Annotated in this window: 19 protein-coding genes, 1 tRNA gene and 1 pseudogene; 6 read left to right on the top strand and 15 right to left on the bottom strand. The window is 33.3% G+C overall.

Features of this window, described 5'->3' with window-relative positions:
• Positions 1–66 precede the first annotated feature (66 nt).
• The 8 genes from LPC23_RS09020 to LPC23_RS08985 all read right to left on the bottom strand — a co-directional run bounded on the left by LPC23_RS09020 (position 67) and on the right by LPC23_RS08985 (position 12,451).
• On the bottom strand, positions 67–2,814 hold the full coding sequence (locus tag LPC23_RS09020; protein ID WP_229329685.1) for a gluzincin family metallopeptidase: 2,748 nt from the start codon (positions 2,812–2,814) through the stop codon (positions 67–69).
• Positions 2,815–2,962: 148 nt separating this feature from the next.
• On the bottom strand, positions 2,963–3,691 hold the full coding sequence (locus LPC23_RS09015) for an LOG family protein (RefSeq protein ID WP_229329683.1): 729 nt from the start codon (positions 3,689–3,691) through the stop codon (positions 2,963–2,965).
• Positions 3,692–3,749: 58 nt separating this feature from the next.
• Positions 3,750–6,581 (bottom strand): excinuclease ABC subunit UvrA, encoded by a 2,832-nt coding sequence (gene uvrA / locus LPC23_RS09010; RefSeq protein WP_229329681.1) that lies wholly within the window; start codon positions 6,579–6,581, stop codon positions 3,750–3,752.
• Positions 6,582–6,682: 101 nt separating this feature from the next.
• Positions 6,683–7,636 (bottom strand): Fic family protein, encoded by a 954-nt coding sequence (locus LPC23_RS09005; RefSeq protein ID WP_229329679.1) that lies wholly within the window; start codon positions 7,634–7,636, stop codon positions 6,683–6,685.
• A 62-nt stretch (positions 7,637–7,698) separates the two neighbouring features.
• Positions 7,699–9,483: a chloride channel protein gene (locus tag LPC23_RS09000; RefSeq protein ID WP_229329676.1), complete on the bottom strand. Its 1,785-nt coding sequence runs from the start codon at positions 9,481–9,483 to the stop codon at positions 7,699–7,701.
• Between the two features lie 29 nt (positions 9,484–9,512).
• Positions 9,513–10,178, bottom strand: coding sequence for a DNA alkylation repair protein (locus LPC23_RS08995; RefSeq protein ID WP_229329674.1), 666 nt, complete (start codon positions 10,176–10,178; stop codon positions 9,513–9,515).
• 9 nt (positions 10,179–10,187) lie between these two features.
• A complete protein-coding gene (gene ggt, locus LPC23_RS08990; RefSeq protein WP_229329672.1) occupies positions 10,188–11,870 on the bottom strand; it encodes a gamma-glutamyltransferase in 1,683 nt (560 codons plus the stop codon).
• Positions 11,867–12,451, bottom strand: coding sequence for an acyl carrier protein phosphodiesterase (locus LPC23_RS08985; RefSeq protein ID WP_229329670.1), 585 nt, complete (start codon positions 12,449–12,451; stop codon positions 11,867–11,869). The genes ggt and LPC23_RS08985 overlap by 4 nt, the downstream gene beginning before the upstream one ends.
• Positions 12,452–12,599: 148 nt before the next feature.
• On the opposite strand from LPC23_RS08985, the gene glmM reads away from it, so the two are divergent.
• Positions 12,600–13,988 (top strand): phosphoglucosamine mutase, encoded by a 1,389-nt coding sequence (gene glmM / locus LPC23_RS08980; RefSeq protein ID WP_229329668.1) that lies wholly within the window; start codon positions 12,600–12,602, stop codon positions 13,986–13,988.
• A gap of 53 nt (positions 13,989–14,041) precedes the next feature.
• Here the strand turns inward: glmM and LPC23_RS08975 are convergent, their stop codons facing one another.
• Complete coding sequence (locus LPC23_RS08975) at positions 14,042–14,914, bottom strand: lysophospholipid acyltransferase family protein (protein ID WP_229329666.1); 873 nt, start codon at positions 14,912–14,914, stop codon at positions 14,042–14,044.
• 111 nt (positions 14,915–15,025) lie between these two features.
• On the opposite strand from LPC23_RS08975, the gene LPC23_RS08970 reads away from it, so the two are divergent.
• Positions 15,026–15,664 carry a rhomboid family intramembrane serine protease gene (locus LPC23_RS08970; RefSeq protein ID WP_229329664.1) on the top strand — a complete coding sequence of 213 codons (639 nt, stop codon included), beginning with the start codon at positions 15,026–15,028 and terminating at the stop codon, positions 15,662–15,664.
• A gap of 54 nt (positions 15,665–15,718) precedes the next feature.
• On the opposite strand, the gene LPC23_RS08965 is transcribed toward LPC23_RS08970, so the two are convergent.
• The 5 genes and pseudogenes from LPC23_RS08965 to LPC23_RS08945 form a co-directional block, all read right to left on the bottom strand.
• Positions 15,719–15,799, bottom strand: a tRNA-Tyr gene (locus LPC23_RS08965).
• 177 nt (positions 15,800–15,976) lie between these two features.
• Positions 15,977–16,363, bottom strand: a pseudogene (locus LPC23_RS08960) (peroxiredoxin family protein); the annotation flags it as partial.
• A gap of 18 nt (positions 16,364–16,381) precedes the next feature.
• Entirely contained in the window at positions 16,382–17,137 is a 756-nt protein-coding gene (locus tag LPC23_RS08955; protein ID WP_229329662.1) for a DUF4369 domain-containing protein, read from the bottom strand.
• Between the two features lie 192 nt (positions 17,138–17,329).
• Positions 17,330–17,770, bottom strand: coding sequence for a KTSC domain-containing protein (locus LPC23_RS08950; RefSeq protein WP_229329660.1), 441 nt, complete (start codon positions 17,768–17,770; stop codon positions 17,330–17,332).
• 146 nt (positions 17,771–17,916) lie between these two features.
• Positions 17,917–18,162: a hypothetical protein gene (locus LPC23_RS08945; RefSeq protein ID WP_229329658.1), complete on the bottom strand. Its 246-nt coding sequence runs from the start codon at positions 18,160–18,162 to the stop codon at positions 17,917–17,919.
• Positions 18,163–18,250: 88 nt separating this feature from the next.
• Here LPC23_RS08945 and LPC23_RS08940 point away from each other — a divergent pair, with 88 nt between their 5' ends.
• From LPC23_RS08940 to LPC23_RS08925, 4 genes are read left to right on the top strand one after another with little or no spacing between them, the layout of a single operon-like run.
• Positions 18,251–18,796, top strand: coding sequence for a hypothetical protein (locus LPC23_RS08940; RefSeq protein WP_229329656.1), 546 nt, complete (start codon positions 18,251–18,253; stop codon positions 18,794–18,796).
• 7 nt (positions 18,797–18,803) lie between these two features.
• A complete protein-coding gene (locus LPC23_RS08935) occupies positions 18,804–18,959 on the top strand; it encodes a hypothetical protein (RefSeq protein ID WP_229324757.1) in 156 nt (51 codons plus the stop codon).
• A 3-nt stretch (positions 18,960–18,962) separates the two neighbouring features.
• The gene (locus LPC23_RS08930) at positions 18,963–19,184 is read left to right on the top strand and encodes a hypothetical protein (protein ID WP_229329654.1); all 222 of its coding nucleotides are present in this window, start codon (positions 18,963–18,965) and stop codon (positions 19,182–19,184) included.
• A gap of 5 nt (positions 19,185–19,189) precedes the next feature.
• A complete protein-coding gene (locus tag LPC23_RS08925; protein ID WP_229329653.1) occupies positions 19,190–19,570 on the top strand; it encodes a YchJ family protein in 381 nt (126 codons plus the stop codon).
• A gap of 1 nt (position 19,571) precedes the next feature.
• Here the strand turns inward: LPC23_RS08925 and LPC23_RS08920 are convergent, their stop codons facing one another.
• Positions 19,572–20,291: a DUF4339 domain-containing protein gene (locus tag LPC23_RS08920; protein ID WP_229329652.1), complete on the bottom strand. Its 720-nt coding sequence runs from the start codon at positions 20,289–20,291 to the stop codon at positions 19,572–19,574.
• Positions 20,292–20,734 lie beyond the last annotated feature (443 nt).

The following is a 20,734-nucleotide window of genomic DNA, read 5'->3' as shown; positions in this document are numbered from 1 at the left end:
GTAAAAAAAGCAATTTTTGTTGAATAATTATCTTTAAAATGACGATTTGTTAAATAATTATGTAATTTAAAACCATTTCCTATTAAATAAATTGATTAGGGTAGCTGGAGATAAAGTCAAAACAAAACGTATTTTTTCATTGTAACTGTTTTGAAGTGGTTCGAAACCATTACTAGAGTACAATGGGAAATACACTTCAAAATAGTCTGTTACTAAATTCAATCGCAATCCACTATCATATAAAAACTGACCTTTTGAATGTCTATTTTTTAGATAACCGATATCTCCATATAGTTCTATCCAATTCCAAATATTAAAGCTTCCATTTAAGGTAGACATCCATTGATTTGAAAAAGATTGATTTAATTTTGATTTAAAACCTCCTTCACTTTGAATGTATTGTTGACTAAAAAAACCACTACTTTCTGACCTTCCATAAAAGCCATAATCAAATAAGTAATCCGTAGGTCTATCCAATCCAAAACTAAAAAAATCGGAATTAGTTGTATTGAATAAGAATACTCCAGTATAAAAGCGAATGTTAATTTGCCTATTATTTTCAAATAACTTTCTATACTCAATTTCACTAGCAATCTTGCCAAAATTTCTAGCGAACTGAACATCAGTTAAACTGCTAAAGTGATGAGTTACTTCTGTTTTTGAATTGGAATATCTAAAATTGAAAATGGAATAGTTTTCGGTTAAATCGGAACTATTTATTTCACTTTGTTCTCTATTGACCATAACCTGTCGAGCCATAAAGCTTTGCTTTCTATTATCCCTCAAATCTGCTTCTCTAATTCTAAATTCAACTGATGGAGTTATTTTTGAGTACGAGGCGTTAGGAGCATAATGAAAATACGATCCAGATAATGCATAGCGAATAGTATATAAACTACTATTCCTGTAATTTTCATTCATGATTAAAGCGCCACTACCTATTAAATTATTTGTTTTTGAAGAAAAAGCAGGATTTATATCAAAGGTTATTGGCTTGTCTAAAATAGTTTTATTGTGTAATCTAATTCCTGGTGAAACGCCATCATAAAGGTTATAGGTTACTGTAGGAATGTAGAGTATCTGATTAAAGTAGGGATCTTCTAAATCCTTCATAAAAACGAATTTTATCGGTCGATTATTTGGAAAAAAACCTTCTAATTTTTTCCAATTATTACGTAAATTAATTTCAGGAACTTCATTATTATAGTTGAGTATAATTCGGTCAGCTTGATTTCTTTTAATTGTAAAGGTGCTATCACATTCTTTCAAATCAAGCCAATCTTTGAAAACAATTTCTTTTTTCTTCACTCCATAAATTGGAATAGGAATGGGTAAATCTGTTTTATTTTTGATAGAAAAAGTAATACTATCTTTTGTTTTGGAAACTTTAGCAAACTTGTAGTCAATTAATTCTCTTGAGTGTACAATCGTACTAAAAAACCAGTTAATATTTTTGGTAGCATTCGATTTTAAAATACTTTCAAAATCTTTGCTTGAAGTTTGTTTCGACTTGTTTAGAGTATAAAATTCTTGAATGCTTTTCTTTACAATTCCGTTTTGCAAGTATTTGTCTAAGAAGTTGATACTTAATCCAGCTCTGTATTTACTAGCAATTTGTTCGTTAAACTTTATCAATTCAGTTTTTGAACTACTTAACGATTGATCCAAATTCTTTCTTGCCATTAACATATAAAAATAGCTGTACTGTTGGTTGAATTTCAGTGTAGCTAGATTGTAATTTTTTAATAATTTAAATTGAGATGCCTTTCCCAACATAGTCGTATTTGGATGAAACTGTTCAACATATTTGATCATCAAATCCATTTGGATGGCATCATAAATCCAATTGTCTTTTCTAGGATCTAAACGTAAACTGCTTTTTAAATAGGTCTCAACATAGGTTTTTAGAAATTTTATTTCAAACAAAAAATCATCCTCAAAGGGATTTAAAAATTGAGGCAATTGATTCAGTCCATAAAATGGATTTCGATCATAATTGGTTTGAGTTACCAGTATTTTTGGATGAGGATATGCTCCTATAATTTCATCAACAAAATGTGCAATCCTATTAATAATTAATATTTTTTGGATAGTATCCAATTTAGTAGAATTGATATCTGTAATCACTTCATTTTTATCGTTTTGATAGCTTATGAAATTGGATTTTGATTCAATAAACAAATTAAAATCAGTTCTACTTTTTCCTTCTAAATGATAATTAATTTGTGCTTTATCTTCGATTTGATTAGTTACAACTAGGTCAGTGGTTAAAACAGCTTCTTTAGGTATTTTGAATTGAATAAAGAAATCTACTGTTCCATTAGCGCTATCGTCTAAGTTGCAATTGCTGTATTTAACAAACGCGCTGTTTTCATATCGAGCAGGGGTTACATACCAATTTTTGAGATTCAAATTTCCATTAGAAGCATATCCATATTTGGTAAACTGATTACTCGGAATTTTAGAGAAATAGGTAAGGTAAAGTGTTACGGATTGATTTGGCATTAATTTATCCCGTAAATCGACAGTAATTAAATCAGGGTTTTCTGTAGTTCTGTTCCATGAAAGAAATAATTTATCGAAATTTAAAATCGTTAAATTAGAAGTTCCCCCACGTTCAGAATCCCTTGCCAAATGGAATCCTCTATAAAATTCATCAGAGAATCGTTGCGCTAAGGGAGTATTTTTATCAGAATAAGCGTGATTCCAATCGTTTAAAACAATCGAACTTAATGTATCATTGGATGCATTAATAAAAGTAATCTCTTGTTGAATTCGAAGTGTGTGCGTTGTAGGAACTAATTCAACAATCATTTTTGATTGATGTTGCGCTAGAGTTCCAATAGAACTAAATACTATTAAATAATAAAGAACTATTTTGTACAATGATTTCAAAACAAAAAGATTTACCTACAAGATACGTTATATTGTCTAAGAAAATCAATAAAATGGGAACCTAATTTTAAAAATTAGGACTTAAATCATATTTTTTATAAAAAGAGTCTAAAACAGCAAGAACTTCATCTTCTGTATCAACAATCTTGATTAAATTTAAATCGGAATCACTTACAGTTTTTTCTTGTTCTATTAATGTAGTTGTTATCCAATCCACCAATCCAGACCAAAATGATTTACCAACAAGAATTATTGGGAAACGACCTATTTTTTTAGTTTGTATTAATGTAATTGCTTCAAAAAGTTCGTCTAATGTTCCGAACCCCCCTGGCATTACTACAAATCCTTGGGAATATTTTACAAACATTACTTTTCGAACAAAGAAATAATCAAAGTTCAAATTTTTATCTCTGTCAATATACGGATTGTGGTGCTGTTCAAATGGTAATTCAATATTCAATCCTACAGAAGTTCCACCCCCTAAATGAGCTCCTTTATTTCCAGCTTCCATAATTCCAGGACCACCACCAGTAATTACTCCATAACCGGCTTTACTGATTTTATAAGCAATTTTTTCAGCTAACAAATAATAGGGATCTTCAGGTTTAATTCTAGCTGAACCAAAAATACTCACACAAGGCCCGATTCGTCCCATAGATTCATAACCATTAACAAATTCAGACATGATTTTAAAAATACCCCAACTATCATTGGTTCGTATTTCATTCCATGTTTTTTGTTTCAATTTATCTTGGATTACCTTTTCGTCGTCGTTTTCAAAATCTTGTAATTTCATATTTCGTATTATTTATTTCTTTTACTGAATACTTTTTTCCACTTCAGGATTTACAATACTAAACTAATTCTTTTTTCAAAAATTGCGCAGTGTAACTTTTTTTATTTTTAATTATTTCTTCGGGAGTTCCTTTTGCAACTAGTTGTCCACCACCTTTTCCACCTTCTGGGCCGATATCAATAATGTAATCGGCTAGTTTAATCACATCCATATTGTGTTCAATAATTAAAATGGTATTGCCTTTGTCTACCAATTTATTAATTACGCCCATCAAAACCCGAATGTCTTCAAAATGCAATCCAGTAGTAGGCTCGTCTAAAATATAGAAAGTATTTCCTGTGTCTTTTTTCGACAATTCGCCAGCTAGTTTGATACGTTGTGCTTCGCCTCCCGAGAGTGTTGTGCTTTGTTGTCCTAAAGTGATATAACCCAATCCTACTTCCTGAATGGTTTTTACTTTTCGGTAAATTTTCGGAATGTTTTCAAAGAAAGGAACAGCTTCATCCACTGTCATATTCAATACATCCGAAATGGACTTTCCTTTATATCGAATCTCCAAAGTTTCTCTGTTAAAACGTTTTCCTTGACAAGTTTCGCATTCTACATAAACATCGGGTAAAAAGTTCATTTCAATAGTTCGTACCCCCGAACCTTCACAAGTTTCACAACGACCGCCTTTTACGTTAAAACTAAAACGACCAGCTTTATAACCGCGAATCATACTTTCGGAAGTCATCGTAAATAAATTTCGAATCTCAGAAAATACTTCAGTATATGTAGCTGGATTCGACCTTGGCGTACGCCCAATTGGACTTTGATCAATATCAATAACCTTGTCAATGTTTTCTAAACCTTCAATTTTTGTGTAAGGTTGTGGTTTTTTAACTCCGTTGAAATAATACGCATTCAAAATAGGATAGAGGGTCTCGTTAATCAAAGTCGACTTTCCACTTCCTGAAACTCCAGTCACGCAAATTAGTTGCCCTAAAGGCAATTCGATGGAGACATTTTTTAAATTGTTTCCTGTGGCTCCCGTTAGTTTTAAGAATTTGCCATTCCCCTCACGACGCTTTTTAGGAACTTCGATTTTCATATCGCCATTCATAAATTTAGCCGTAATAGTATTGCTTTTTAAAATCTCAGTAGGCGTTCCCTGACTGATGATTTCACCTCCAAATTTTCCGGCTCTTGGACCAATATCAATCACATAATCGGCACGTTCAATCATGTCTTTATCGTGTTCTACCACTATGACAGAATTTCCAATATCTCGCAATTGTTCCAAAGAATGAATCAATTTTTCATTATCTCTTTGGTGTAAACCAATACTTGGTTCGTCCAAAATATACAACACGCCAACTAATTGTGATCCAATTTGAGTAGCTAGTCGAATGCGTTGTGCCTCGCCACCTGACAGGGATTTTGAACTTCGGCTTAACGCCAAATAATTCAAGCCCACATTCATTAAGAAATCTAATCGGTCTTTGATTTCTTTGATGACTTCAGAAGCAATCTTTTTTTGTTTGTCAGTTAACTTACTTTCTAATTCTTGGAACCATTTGGTTAAATCTGAAATATCTAAATCACTTAATTCGGCAATGTTTTTATCGTTTACTTTAAAAAACAATGCTTCTTTTTTCAATCGTGAACCCTCACATTCTGGACATTTTACTTCGTCCATGAATTCTTTAGCCCAGCGTTTAATTGTAGCCGAACCACTTTCATCGTGTTGGTTTTTGATGAAATGAGCGATACCTTCAAAGTCTATTTTGTATTCTCTGGTTACTCCTAAATCTTTTGAATTAATGGTAAATTTTTCTTTACCGCCGTTCAAAATCATTTCCATGGCTTCTTCTGAGATGGTTTCTACCGCATCGGTTAACTTGAAACCATATTTCTCACCTATAATTTCCAATTGCTTAAAAATCCAAGATGATTTGTATTCACCCAAAGGTGCAAAACCACCATTTTTAATCGATAATTTCGGATTCGGAATAATTTTTTTACGATTGATTTCATTCACTGTTCCCAATCCGTTACAATGCGCACAAGCACCTTTTGGTGAATTGAAAGAAAATAAATTAGGTTCTGGATTTTGATACGAAATCCCGGTAGTTGGACACATTAAATTCCTACTAAAATAGCGTACTTCGTTGGAATCTTGGTCTAAAACCATTAATACATTTTCACCATGATGCATCCCCGTATTAATACTTTCTGACAATCGTTTCTGATTGTCTTCGCTGCTATCCACAACGAGTCTGTCCACCACTATTTCAATATCATGGGTTTTGTAACGATCTAATTTCATACCGCTAACCAAATCTTGAATTTCACCATTCACACGTACTTTTAAAAAGCCTTGTTTGGTAATTTGTTGGAAAAGCTCAGCATAATGTCCTTTTCTAGCTCGGATAATTGGTGCTAAAATATTGATTCGTTTTCCTGTGAAATCTTGAATTATCAACTCTTTGATTTGCTCATCAGAGTACGAAACCATTTTTTCTCCCGTATTGTAACTATAGGCATCAGCACCACGGGCATACAACAAACGAAAAAAATCATAGATTTCAGTAATAGTACCCACAGTTGAGCGCGGACTTTTACTGGTTGTTTTTTGCTCAATGGCAATTACTGGTGAAAGCCCATCAATTTTATCTACATCTGGACGTTCTAATCCGCCTAAAAACTGTCGTGCATAGGCCGAGAAGGTTTCGACATAACGACGTTGACCTTCGGCATAAATGGTATCAAAAGCCAAGGATGATTTTCCAGAACCCGAAAGCCCAGTGATCACTACTAATTGTTCACGCGGAATTGAAATATCGATGTTTTTTAGGTTGTGAACGCGCGCGCCTTGAACGTCAATTGTATTCTCAGTTTCTACCATAATTTTTGCAAAAAAACAAAGTTACCATTTTGATTGATTCTTTTGGTACAACAGTATAGAAGTTTATGTTAAAATGAAGCATAAAAAAACGCTAATTTATCTTAGCGTTTACGTTTTCTATTACGAATGTAATCTTCAACGGCTTCTCTTGTTGTGAGCCAATTCCGACCTTCTTTGTACGCATCAATCTTACCTGTTCTAGCTAATAAGCTGATATATTCTTGACCATAAGGCATGTTAGGTTCTTGAACCAAATTAGAAATTTCAACATATTCAGTGTCATTATCAGGTAACGCATTGATGTAAATGTTCAAAGTACGCTCTAAAGATTGACACATCAACAACGTTAATTTTTGATAATTACCATTATTGGCCTGGTTGAGTGCTTCGTAATATTTCTTACGATCATTTTTTAAAATGATTGCAGGCGGAAAACCACAACGCATTAATAATAAATTAATTGACAAACGAACGGTTCTTCCATTACCATCAAAAAAAGGATGAATCCAAACTAATTTATGATGAAAAATAGTTGCTAATTCAATAGCATTCAAATTCAAAGGATTGGTATTTATAAAATCAATCAATTCATCTAATAAATCAGGAACTTTATTGGCATTTGGTGGAGTAAAATTAGCTCCTGTAATGCGAACCCCTCCATTGCGAATACGACCTGCAAAATCCTCCTCAATAGACCGAAGTACTAAACCGTGTAAAGATAAAATATCGATACTTCGTAGTGTATATTCTTCATTAATGATGGAATACAAATAATCAATGGCTTTGTCGTGATTATGGGTTTCAAAATGCTCTCGCAGTGATTTGCCTTTTACAGTAATTCCTTCTTGCAAAACCATTTGAGTCTCACGCAAGCTCATAGTATTGCCTTCTATACTATTGGAATTGTAAGTCCATTCTATGGAAAGACTTTCTCTAATTTTATTTAATGCAATTGCTGGCAGCGGTCTGCTTGATTGCAAATGCTTTTTTTTGTGATACAATCTTTCAAAAGTAGATTGTAGTTCTTCTCTGTATGATAAATCTAATTTCCACATAACACCACAAAGATACAATAATATCGGTTGAATTAAAAAAATAATACTATCCGATATTAAAATTATTCTATTGTCATGGATTTTAGTTTGGTACGATAAGCTTCTAATGCAAGTGATTTGGAGATAAAACCGTAGTATTTATCGTTTTTAAGTACGGGTAAAAAGGCTACTTTGGTTTGTTCAAATTTATCCATTACCATTTCCATACTGTCATCAAGCGTGATGATCTGTTTTGGAGCGGTCATAATTTCTTTAATTTGCGTGTACTTTACTCGGTAGCTATTGAAGATAATTTCCTTGATATCATTGAAATAGACTACGCCAACCAATTCGTTTTCTATGTTGACCACTGCGAAAACAACTTGAGTAGAATTGGAAATTAAGTCTACTAATTTATCTAAATTTTCTTCTGGAGAAACAGTCAAATAATCCGTTTGTATAACTGAGTTCATATCTAAAGTAGATAGTACATTGGCATCTTTATTACTAGTAAATGCATGACCTTTCTTGGCTAAATTCTTCACATCCATTGAATGTTTTTCGAAACGTTTTGAAATAGCAAAACTAATCGATGAAACAATCATCAAAGGAATCATCAAGTTATATCCTCCGGTAATTTCTGCAATTAAGAAAATAGCAGTTAATGGTGCGTGAAATAAACCACTTAATATTCCTGCCATCCCTACTAAAGTAAAGTTGCTTATCGGTAATTTGGCAAGACCAATTAGATTAATCAATTTCGAAAAGAAAAAACCTACATAGGAACCTAAGAATAAAGAGGGAGCAAAGTTACCACCATTTCCTCCACTTCCGATAGTTAAACCTGAAGCAAAAGCTTTAAGTAGCATCGTACAGCCAACAAAAAGTAAAAGCGCCCAGCTATTGTTTCTAAATCCGCTAAACAAAGTATCTTCTAATAATTGTCCAGGATCACTTTCTGATAAAATTCGGATACTTTCGTATCCTTCGCCAAAAAGCGTAGGGAATACATAAATTAAAATAGCTAAAAGTGTCGAACCAAAAAGTGCTTTTTTGTAAGGACCTAATTTTAAACGACTGAAAAAATGTTCCACTCGTTGAAAATTTCTAGAATAATAAATAGAAACTAAACCGGTAAAAACTCCTAAGAAAGCATAAAATGGGATGTTGTGAAAATTAAAATCTTCTTGTTGCTGAAAGGAAAGTAAGATACTTTCGTCCAAAACAATTACTGAAACTAATGCACCTGTAGCAGCAGCAATCATAATAGGAGTGAAGGCTGCAATACTAACGTCTACCAAAAGAACTTCAATAGCAAATAAGACCCCTGCAATTGGTGCATTAAATGCCGCAGCAATACCTGCAGCCACTCCACAACCAATGAGTAAAGTTCTATCTTTATAACTTAATCTGTATTTCTGTGCAAAATTAGAACCGAAGGCAGCCCCAGTTATTACAATGGGACTTTCCAATCCAGCAGAACCACCCATACCCACTGTTAATGAGCTGGTGATGATTTGTGCATACATTTGTTTTCTTGGAATTATACTGGCTTTTTTAGCAACGGCATACAAGATTTGAGATGTCCCTTTTTGAATTGTGCCACTCAAGAACTTTTTGACAACAAAAACGGTTAATAGAATACCAATAATAGGTAAAAAACTATTTAAAAAACCTAATTTTAAAATTCTACTAACATAAGTAGCAAAGGTAAAAACCCCATGAGCAAAAGCTTTTAATAAAATAACTGCTAAAGCCGCTGAAATACCGACTAATACTGCTGATAAAAAAATAAATTGTTTGTCACCCAATTTTGATCTTGACCAAGCAATAGTGCCTTCTATTTTAAGAATAATTTTTTTAAGCATGTGATTTTTTTCAGCGCGCTAATTTACAATTAAATATTTTTTAATGCTTCTTTTTTACTCAAAGGCTTTAAGTTGGATTGCAATACAAATTCCCGAACCGCTTCTGGATCGGTTTTGGCATACTCGCGAAGCGCCCAACCAATTGCTTTCCGAATGAAGAACTCATTAGAATGACTGTGTTTTAGACATAAAGATTGTAAAAGATGAAAATCAGTTTTTGATTTGTAACCTAGTTGGAACAAGATTACGCTTCGGTTCAACCACATATTTTCTGCATTTGAAAATCGTTGTACAACAGTAGCAATTTCTGTTGGGAATTGTTCCAAATAACTACCAAGAATATATTTAGAAATAGTATCTACACTATCCCACCAAGAATTGGTAATCAATAATTTTTCTATCCAAACTATATCTTCAATTATATAGTTATTTTTTAAGCTTTTAATTATGATTTCAATTCCACAGTACTGTAGTTCTCTTTCTTTCTTTAGAAATAGCTCCCACGCAATTGTTCTTGCATTACTATCAATCTCTGCCTGGTGTTTTTTGCAAACGGACTTTAAAATAGCTCTTCTTTCGTCTGTTTTGATTCCATAAAACGGAAATAAATCCTTCATGTATTTTGCCATAGACAAAGCATTTTCTGCATTGGAACTCGCAGCGAATGTATTTTCTAATTCAGTAATAAAGGTCATAATTGATATTTAAAATCCAACCGCTTTGTCATCTCCTCTATAATCGGCACCACCTTCTAGTTTTCCATTAGGTAAAACCAAAACAGCGTCTACCTTACCTATAATAGGAGTAGTTTTTTCGTTAATTAAATAAGATTTTGATTTTAATGTTTCTAATGTTTTTGTATCAAAAGCTTTAGGTTCAAAAGTAATTAAATCGGGCAACCATTGATGGTGGAAGCGAGGCGCATTGACCGCCTCTTGCATCCCTAAACGAAACTCATATACATTTAAAATAGTTTGCAAAACGGATGTAATAATTGTAGAACCACCTGGCGAACCCACTACCATAAACAATTTTCCATTTTTTTCGACAATTGTTGGTGTCATGGAACTTAACATACGTTTTTGAGGAGCAATACTGTTGGCTTCATTACCAATCAATCCAAACATATTAGGTTCTCCCGGTTTGGCACTGAAATCATCCATTTCGTTATTCAAGAAAAAACCCAATTCTTCGCAATAGTATTTGGAACCATAACCCGCATTAATGGTTGTAGTAGCCGACACTGCATTTCCAAAAGAGTCGACAATTGAATAATGTGTAGTTTCTTTACTTTCATTAATTGAAATCGTACCTGCCTTTACAGTAGAGGATAAAGTAGCTTTATTGAAATCAAAATTGGACATTCTGTCTCTAAGGTATTGGTCGTCAATTAATTCTTTTAGCGGAATTTTTGTAAAGTCAGGATCACCTAAAAAGAAACTTCTATCAGCATAGGCTCTTCGTTCTGCTTCTACAATAACTTGAATGGCATCAGGCGAATTATGACCCATTGTTGCCAAATCAAAGGGGGCAATCATTTTCATGATTTGTGCCAGGCAAATTCCGCCACTGCTTGGTGGCGCCATAGAAATTATCTTTAAATCTTTGTATCCAAATTCGATTGTCTTTCTCCATTTCGCTTCGTATTGTGCCAAATCTTCTTTGGTAATGATAGCGCCAATTTTTTTAAAATATCCTATTAATGTATTCGCTGTCTCTCCAGTATAAAATTCTTCTTTTCCATTTTGTGCAATTCGTTTGAGCGTTTCAGCTAGTGCTGGATATTTGATGGTGTCATTTTCTTTGAATACAGTAGCAAATTTGGTGTTCTTTCCATTGGCTTTGATAATAGATTCGCGATATTCATTTAAACTTTTTTCTTGTTTTTTAGTAACAATAACTCCTTTCTCTGCTAATTCAATTACAGGTTTCATAATTTCAGACATAGGTAGCGAACCCATTTTTTCATGAACAGCAAATACGCCAGCAATAGTTCCAGGAACTCCAATGGCTAAAGGAGAATCGGTGCTTTTATCAGGTATGATTATACCGTTTTTATCCAAGAACATATTTTTAGTGGCAGATAGTGGGGCTTTCTCCCGATAGTCTAAAGAACCTGTTTCTCCATTCGCTTTGCGATAAACCATAAAACCACCGCCTCCAATGTTTCCAGCGAAAGGGTAGGCTACAGCCAAAGCCAATTCAGTAGCTACCATAGCATCAAAGGCATTACCGCCTTTCTTGATGATAGCAACCCCAATTTTAGAAGCTTCTTCTCGAGCGGATACAACCATAGCTTTATCGGCAACTAAACCGCTTTGTGCTTTAGTTAAATTGGAAATAAATAGTACTATAAAACAATAAAAAATACGGTAAGTTAACTTCATAATTCGTTGAGTTTATTTTTTGAAAATAGTTGTACTTCTTTATAAAAAAACGAAAATTCTGCTTCAAATTCATCATAGTGAGCCACTAGTTCTTCGGCGGCAAATCGCATCAAAGATTGATTTTTGGTACGATGATCCATTTGACTTAAAATACGTTCTATTCCTGAAACGGATTGGTAATTGACTAACCAATTGTATTCCATCATATAGGGCAGTAAATGTTGTGCTTTAGAAGTTAGAATCGAATGATTGTCTAACAACGATTGGTAAAATTTTTCAGAATAAAGTGCTAAACTTTCATTGTGATAATCCGACCAGTTTTTAGCCAAAAAATGATCGTAATACATGTCCACAATTACTCCGGCGTAATGGTGGTATCGTGAGTGTAATTTTTTAGTGCTTTGTCTAAAGACGGGATGCGCATCAGTAAAAGTATCGATAGCCCGATGCAACAAAATTCCTTTTTGAATTGCTAGAGGAAAATTTTCATATTGCTTGCCACGAACCCCATCGGCCATAAAATTGCCAATTTTGATCATTTCGTTTTCGCCTGAAAGATGAATATGAGCAAGGAAATTCATTGTGATTGTTGAGTTGTTACTTTTCAAATATACAAAGATCAGTTCATAAAAGAATTTCATTTTTAAGAAAAAAGGTAGTAATTATATGGTTTAGCTTATCGCGAACTTTTATATTTGTATTTCAAATAAAAATTTAATTCAGATATACATGACTTTAATAAAATCAATCTCAGGAATTCGAGGAACAATAGGTGGCAAAGTGGGCGATAATTTGACGCCAGTTGATGCAGTCAAATTTGCTTCGGCATACGGAACTTGGTTAAAAAACTATTCGGGCAAGGAAAAACTATCAGTGGTAATTGGACGTGATGCTAGAATTTCAGGGCCGATGATTCACAATTTAGTTGTAAACACTTTAGTTGGACTAGGAATTGATGTAATTGATTTGGGATTGTCTACTACACCAACAGTAGAAGTAGCCGTGCCTTTAGAAAAAGCTGACGGTGGAATTATCTTAACGGCTTCTCATAATCCAAAGCAATGGAACGCCTTGAAGTTACTAAACGAAAAAGGAGAGTTTTTGAATGGAGTAGAAGGGGAGAAAATTTTAGAAATTGCTGAAGCAGAAGCTTTTGATTTTTCAGATGTGGATTCGTTAGGAACTATTTTAGAAAATGATGCCTATATGGACATTCATATTGATGAAGTGTTGAATTTGCCTTTAGTGGACGTCGCTGCTGTAAAAGCGGCTCAATTCAAAGTTGTAGTTGATGGTGTGAATTCGTCTGGCGGAATAATTATTCCGAAATTATTGGAATTAATGGGTGTGGAAGTAGTGAAATTATACTGCGAACCTAACGGACATTTCCCTCACAATCCTGAACCACTGAAAGAGCATTTGACGGATATTTCAGAATTAGTTGTCAAAGAAAAAGCCCATCTTGGAATTGTTGTAGATCCAGATGTAGATCGTTTGGCTTTCATTTCTGAAGATGGCGAAATGTTTGGGGAAGAATATACTCTTGTAGCTTGTGCCGATTATGTGTTGAGTAAAACTCCTGGAAATACGGTTTCTAATATGTCTTCGTCTCGTGCATTACGTGATGTGACCAATTCACATAATGGAAGTTACGAAGCTAGTGCTGTGGGTGAAGTAAATGTGGTTGAGTTAATGAAGAAGAACAATGCCATTATTGGTGGTGAAGGAAACGGCGGAATTATTTATCCTGAATTGCACTATGGTCGTGATAGCTTGGTGGGAGTAGCTTTGTTTTTAACTCATTTGGCCAACAAAAAAATGACGGTTTCTGCTTTACGCGCTTCATATCCAGAATATTATATGAGCAAAAATAAAATCGAATTGACTCCTCAAATTGAAGTGGATGCGATTTTGGTAGCGATGACTGAGAAATACAAAAACGAAGATATAACGACGATTGATGGCGTAAAAATTGATTTTGCATCAGAATGGGTGCATTTAAGAAAATCAAATACAGAACCGATTATTAGAATCTATACTGAGGCTCCTTCGCAAAAAGAAGCAGATGTTTTGGCATTGCGCATTATTGATGAGATCAAAATGATTGCAGGAATCTAATTTCAAACTGATTTAAAATTAAAATCCCCTTTCTGAAAAGAAAGGGGATTTTTTTATGATTTACGATGTTTCCATCTTTTGTGTGTCCAAAAATAATACTCTGGTGCTTCTAAGATTTGCTGCTCTACTTCTTTCAAGTAGGCGTCTGTAATTTCGTAATTTGGGATTGATTTCGGCGAATCACTGATTGGAACAAAAGTGGCTTCATAGTAGCCTCGTTTTACCTTTCTTACTTGGGCGAAAAGCACGTCCAAATCGTATTTTTTAGCTAACATTTCAGCCCCAGTATGAACTGGAACTTCTATTCCCATGAATTTTTGCCAATGAAACGTTTTATGAACTTGTGGAGATTGATCACTAGCCAAGCCGTAAAGACTCATTATTCCATTGTTTTCATTTTCGTTGATCAATGCAATGGTTTTATCGGTGGTAACTAATTCCGATTTGAATTTGGATCGAATGGCTCTAACTTTAGCATCAAAGTATTTGTTGTTTACTTTTTTATAGACGCCATAACATTTAAACGTTGTACTTTCATTAATGGATAAAAGCCATTCCCAGCTGGCATAATGCGAAGCTAATAGGATAACACTTTTGCCTTTGTTTTCATATTCTTTGAGTAATTCAATATTGGTAATAACAAATCGGTTATTCATTTCCTCGGATGAAATGGACATGGTTTTAATCATTTCTAAAAACATATCGCACATATGGCGATAGAATTTTTTTTCAATTTGCAATCGTTTTTCTATTGGAAATGAAGGTAATGCAATGGATAAATTATAGCGAACAATTTTTTTACGATAGCCTGTAATATAATAAACGATGAAGTAAACGAAGTCTGATAACCAATAAAACACTCGAAAAGGAAGTATGGAGATGATCCAAAGTAAAGGAAAACTTAAAATATAAATCAGGAATTGCATGCGATTATTTTTGACAAATATAATTCAAAAAAAATGAAAATTTTAACTAAAACAGTAACAACTTCATTTTAACTGAATGACTATCTTTACCCATACGATAAACGATAATTTATGAACGTGATTTTAATTATAGTCATCGCTGTTACAGTTTTGATTAGCTACAAAGGGTTTAACGATACCAGTTTTTTTAGAAAGTTTGAGTTTCATTTAGGAAGCATTCAAAAAGGAGAGCAAATTAGGATGATTTCTTCAGGTTTTTTCCATGTCGATATGACGCACCTATTATTAAATATGTTGACGCTTTGGTTTTTTGCGCCTTTAGTTTTAGCCTATATGGGCAATTGGACTTTTATACTGATTTATATGGGTAGTTTGATTTTCGGAAACTTATTGACTTATATTTTCAAAAAAAACGATTATAATTATCGCGCTGTCGGAGCATCTGGCGCAGTTACTGGCGTCTTATATTCTGCTATTCTATTGCAACCCGACATGATGTTGGGGCTTTTCTTTATAATTCCTATACCAGCTTACTTATTCGGAATTTTGTACTTACTGTATTCTATTTACGGAATGAAATCTCAAAATGATAACATTGGACATTCTGCTCACTTTGGAGGTGCAGTTGGTGGTTATGTCATTACATTGATTGAACAACCACAATTACTAGTGGACCATACTTTAATGGTCATTTTGTTAACGATTCCAATCATTGTGCTATTTATATTGCAGCGTTTAGGGAAGTTGTAATAAGTAGTATTATAATCAAATAAAAAGTCCCAATTTACACTGGGACTTTTTTTGTGGGGAGAGCAGGATTCGAACCTGCGAAGTTTTCACAGCAGATTTACAGTCTGCCCTCGTTGGCCGCTTGAGTATCTCCCCATTTCCTAGACTTGGCCGTATGTATTTGTCTAAGCGGTTGCAAATATATAAACTGTTTTGATGTTTCCAAATTAAAATAACACTTAATTTCAGCATTATTTTTAACATATTGGAAGTGAATTAAATAAAAAAAATCTCCCGTTAAGGAGATTCTTTATATTTGATTGATGCTAACCTTTATTTAGACAAAAGTTCGGCAATTTTATTGCGCAATTCTACTCCTCTAAGGTCTTTTGCAACTACTTTACCTGTAGCGTCTAAAATGAAGGTAGCTGGAATCGATTCCACATTATATTGTTTAGCTATCGGTTCATCCCAAAACTTTAAATTCGATACATGAATCCAGTTCAATTGGTCTTTTGCAATTGCTTCTTTCCAAGCTTTCGCCTCTTTGTCTAAGGAAACTCCAACGATATTTAAACCTTTGCCATGAAACTCTTTATACAAAGCTACCATGTTAGGATTTTCTTTTCGACAAGGACCGCACCAAGACGCCCAGAAATCGACAATAGTAATTTTACCTAAACTTTCTTTTAAAGAAATAACTTTTCCTGCAGGATTAGGTGCAGAAAAATCCGCTCTTCATTTAGCACCACCCATAGAAGGTGCCGCAGTAGGTCCTCCTTTTAGTCTTGCTAAAGCTTCTTTTACTGCTTTACCAGGTTTTGAGTTTTGCAATTTTTCTTCAAACTCATTGAACATGGCTTCTGCCTTTTTAATGTCAGTACTTGGATCATTTAACATTCCTTGTAAAATAAGAACTGAAATGAATGATTTTGGATGACTTTCAGCATAAGCCAAATATTTAGCTTTAGTTGTAACTCCAACCTCTTCTTGAATTTTTCCAAATTCTTGCATTAATTTGTTGATTGCAACAGTATCTTTAGACTGCTGAGCCGCTTGCATAGCTGGTGTGTTTTTAGTTTGAAAATCAACTAATTTCTTTTGAATTTTAGTAAGCTCTTCAGTAAATTTCACATACTCATCATTATTGTAAGTTCCTGAAACTTTTGATTTTTGGATACTATCTTTGTTCAATTCAATAGTAACTTCTTCACCTTCTTCTAAGATAAAAGGAATAGGAGCTTGAGCACCTTCCACTTTAATGGTATAAAATGCAGGTTCAGTAATTTTACCTTTCATTTCAAATTTACCATTTTCTACCTTCACAGTATCTTTAGCAATAAGCATTCCTGTTTCGTCTTGTGTTTCAAGGATAATCGTTTTTCCGTTTTCAATTCCCTTTGCAGTACCAGAAATCATGTATTCTCCTTTTCCAACTTTGCTACAAGCAACAATTACTAAAGCTGCAGAAAGTAATAAAATTATTTTTTTCATTTTGATTTTGTTAAATGATTTAAGTGGCAAAAGTATTTAAAATTATAAATTATAACCACTTTTTACACCTAAATTTTTGTTATACTTAGTTTTTGGGTTTTAATTTGAGGATATAAGAGTGTATTTTCTTAATTTTCAAATAATTAGAATAAAAAAAGCACACTATTAAGTGTGCTTTTTTAAAACGTTATATTAATCTTGGTTAATGGTTTTTCTCCAAGTAAAATTATTTAGGATATGTCTTTTAGCAAAACGTCCCGGAGAATCAGCATTGACCATTTTTACGTAAGTCGCTTTAGGAACACTAATGTATTCGTATACACTACCGTTAGAAAAGTTGATGATTAATCTACCATTCACAAATTTATAATCAGTAATGGTTGATGTTGTAATAGTCTCAGTGTATTCTGGCATATTTTGTTTAATCGTTTCAGGATTAATACTTACTAAAAAGTGGTACGCCTCAATGATTAACTTACTATTTTCTTCAGCCGCTTTTAAACCAGCTTCATCACCTTGAAATTTATCAGGATGTGCATCTTTCATCGCATTGCGATAAATGGTTTTTAAATCTTTTAAATCGACATTTTTGTCAACATTTAATAACTTGCGGTATTCAACTATTTTTTTCATAAATAAAGATAACTATTTGTCGTTTAGTTTGTTTGTAATGGAAATTAGATCCAAAATCGACAAATTTTTTGCAAAGGTACACTTTTTTTTAAGTTTTCGGTTTGGACCAATAAATATTCTTACATAGAAGAGGGGTTTAGCGAAAGCTATTCCTCTTTGTAATTGGCTTTATCAAAGTTTTTCGATTTCTTCGGATATTTGTTGTAGCTGATGTCACTCGGATTTTCGATAACTGATTTAATAGTGATCCAATCACCAATTGCATGATTAGAATTAGCTAATTTATAGTCCAAAAGGTATTCGCCACAAAAGTAGTTGCCATTTTCATCCTGTTCCATTATTCCTGTAAAAACTCCTTTTTGAAGCATTTTATCATGAGAAGATTTAGACATAATCTTAAATTTAGTAATTTTTAGACTGCAAACTTAATCAATTATTGTTTGTTTAGGCTGAAAAGCAGATTCTACTTACTTTTGCAGTATGACAAAACAATTCCGTCCAAGTCCTAATGCGTTTAAAAACACCTTTTGTGTTTTTGACGAATTACCACTTACTGCTATTGAAGGATTGTCCGTTCAGTATGAAAGTAAGGCGGGAAGTTGGTATTATTATACCAAGCAAGGAATGTACCGATTGTCAAACCACTGGGGGAGACTCGCTAATAGTAAGTGGCGATTAGAGCCAATGGAACCGGAGTCGCCCACAAAATACAAATTAGGTTTTGCGCTTTGGACTAGTTTTTATCCAGATAATGCTACAGATAAGTTGTATTATCTACAAGCTAATTTCGAAAAGAAAACGGTAAATTACCAACACAAAAACAATCCTACTTACGATCAAAAAGCAGTGCTTCGAACCAGTTTTGAAACGGCTAAAAGAATCAAACAAGTTCGGAATTTATTCGAACTAACTTCTTGGGCAAAGTATTTTGAGTATGATGATATAGACGATTTAAGGATGAAGATTATTAACGGACTTATCTATACGGACAAGTCGTTGGAAGAAATAAAACGAGAACAACTGTAACATAAGCATGGGTAGAAATAACGAAAGGAATATCAAAAAGCATAACGACAAATTGCACAAGGAGCAAGACAAAGCCAAAAAAGCAGCTATGGCTCGTAAAGAAAAGCTAAAGCAAATTACCAAGCAATTTAACGCTAACAAGCAAGACGAAACAACTAATTAAGATATGGAACAGAACGATTTTAATTTATTGCAACAAGAAGTGCAAAAAATAATTGATTTAATTGCCGCCAAAAACGGTAAAGAGGCCAATAATAAATTGGTAGAAATTAGCCAACAACTGGATGATTTTCTTGATTTTTCTGACGATGATGCTGATTTGATTGAAATAAGTCGCTACCAAGTGTTATTGAATCAATTGCATCAAAAAATTAACGAACTTAATTAATACTAATGGATAATTGTTATTGTGATTCGGGAGTTTTATTTAATCAATGTTGTCAGCCCATTATTGAAGGAACGCAAGCTGCGATGACTGCCGTAGCTTTGATGCGTTCCCGTTATTCGGCCTACACAATTCATAATGTAGACTATTTAATTGCGACAACTCATTCTTCTCAAAGAGATAATTATTCGAAAGAAGAAATTTTAAATTGGGCGAAAACCAATGATTGGCAACGACTTGAAATACTTGCTGTTAAACCAACTACTGTAACTTTTAAAGCCTATTATTTAAACTCAAAGAAACAATCACAGATTCATCATGAACATTCCCGTTTTGTATTTGAAAATGGCGCATGGTTCTATGTGGATGGAGATTATTTTGATAATTAGATTAGTCAATCTTTTCTAATTCAAGATTCAATCGGTTTTGTTCGGCTTCTAAATCTTCTAATTCTTTTTCAAACGATTCAATTTCCAATTGTATCTTTTTTATCTCTTCTGATTTTTCATTGGATGTTCGTAATACCTTGAAATTAGAAGCTTTTGCCAATTTTTCTTTAGCAGTATCTAAATTATCTTTAATTTCGGCCATTTCGCTTTCAATTTCTGAAATACGATCTATCGCAGCTTGTTTTTTATCTCTAGCATTTCGTTCTTCTTCTGCTAATTGTTGTTCTTCGATTAATTTCTTTTGTTCTTCTATTTCTTTTTGCTGTAACAAAAACTGTCTGTTTTCAATCTCTGTTTTTTTGTTTTTTGCTTCTATTTCTTCACTTCGATTATTTTGAATAATATTGATAGCAATTGTAGAAGCAACCACAATTACGACAATAACCGTAATAAATGTATTTTTAGACAAACCCAAATAAGTCGCATTTGAAGTCGTTTGAGTCGTTTGAGTTGGTTGAGGAATACTTTTTTCTTCTACTTGAAAAGGAGGTGGAGTCACGGCAACTAATTCATACAGTTCTTCAACATCTTTTGCATATTTCCATTTTTCCATTCCTTCAAACCAAACTGGTGTGGTTTTGGTGATATTCATGGCTCTCAATTCGTCAAAACTAAATGGTCCAGAGCTTTCGGTTCCGTTATGTAAAAAATATTTTTTCATGAGTGAATTTATATTCAAAAATAGGGTTTTTATTTTCCGATACAATATTTGAAGTTGTCTTATTTTATAGTACTTAACAAGTATTGGGCAACAAATAGCCAACAATTATTCACAAAAATAAACAACATCATAGCAAGAATAAGCAATTAATGTTGTTATCTAACATAATTTGTTATTATTCATTGAATACATGTATTAATAGCAAATTTAGTTATCTTTTTAAAAGAAAAAAAGAAAAAAGAAAGCAACCTCCATTGAGGTAATGATGAACGAGAATGGAGGAAGTATTCCGACTGATAGTGAAGAATGCACTCTACATTTGCTGTACTTTTATCTTGATGTCTTAATTACTACTAAACGAGAATAACACCCCTGAGCACCGCAGAAATTTATGTAGAGCAACGAAATAAATTTTGAGGAGCGACGGTTGGTGTTGTGGCAAT

Origin of the sequence: Flavobacterium ammonificans, assembly GCF_020885975.1 — a bacterium.
Lineage (GTDB): Bacteria > Bacteroidota > Bacteroidia > Flavobacteriales > Flavobacteriaceae > Flavobacterium > Flavobacterium ammonificans.
Note: the sequence above shows the minus strand (reverse complement) of the source record. Positions and strands in the feature narration are given on the sequence as shown.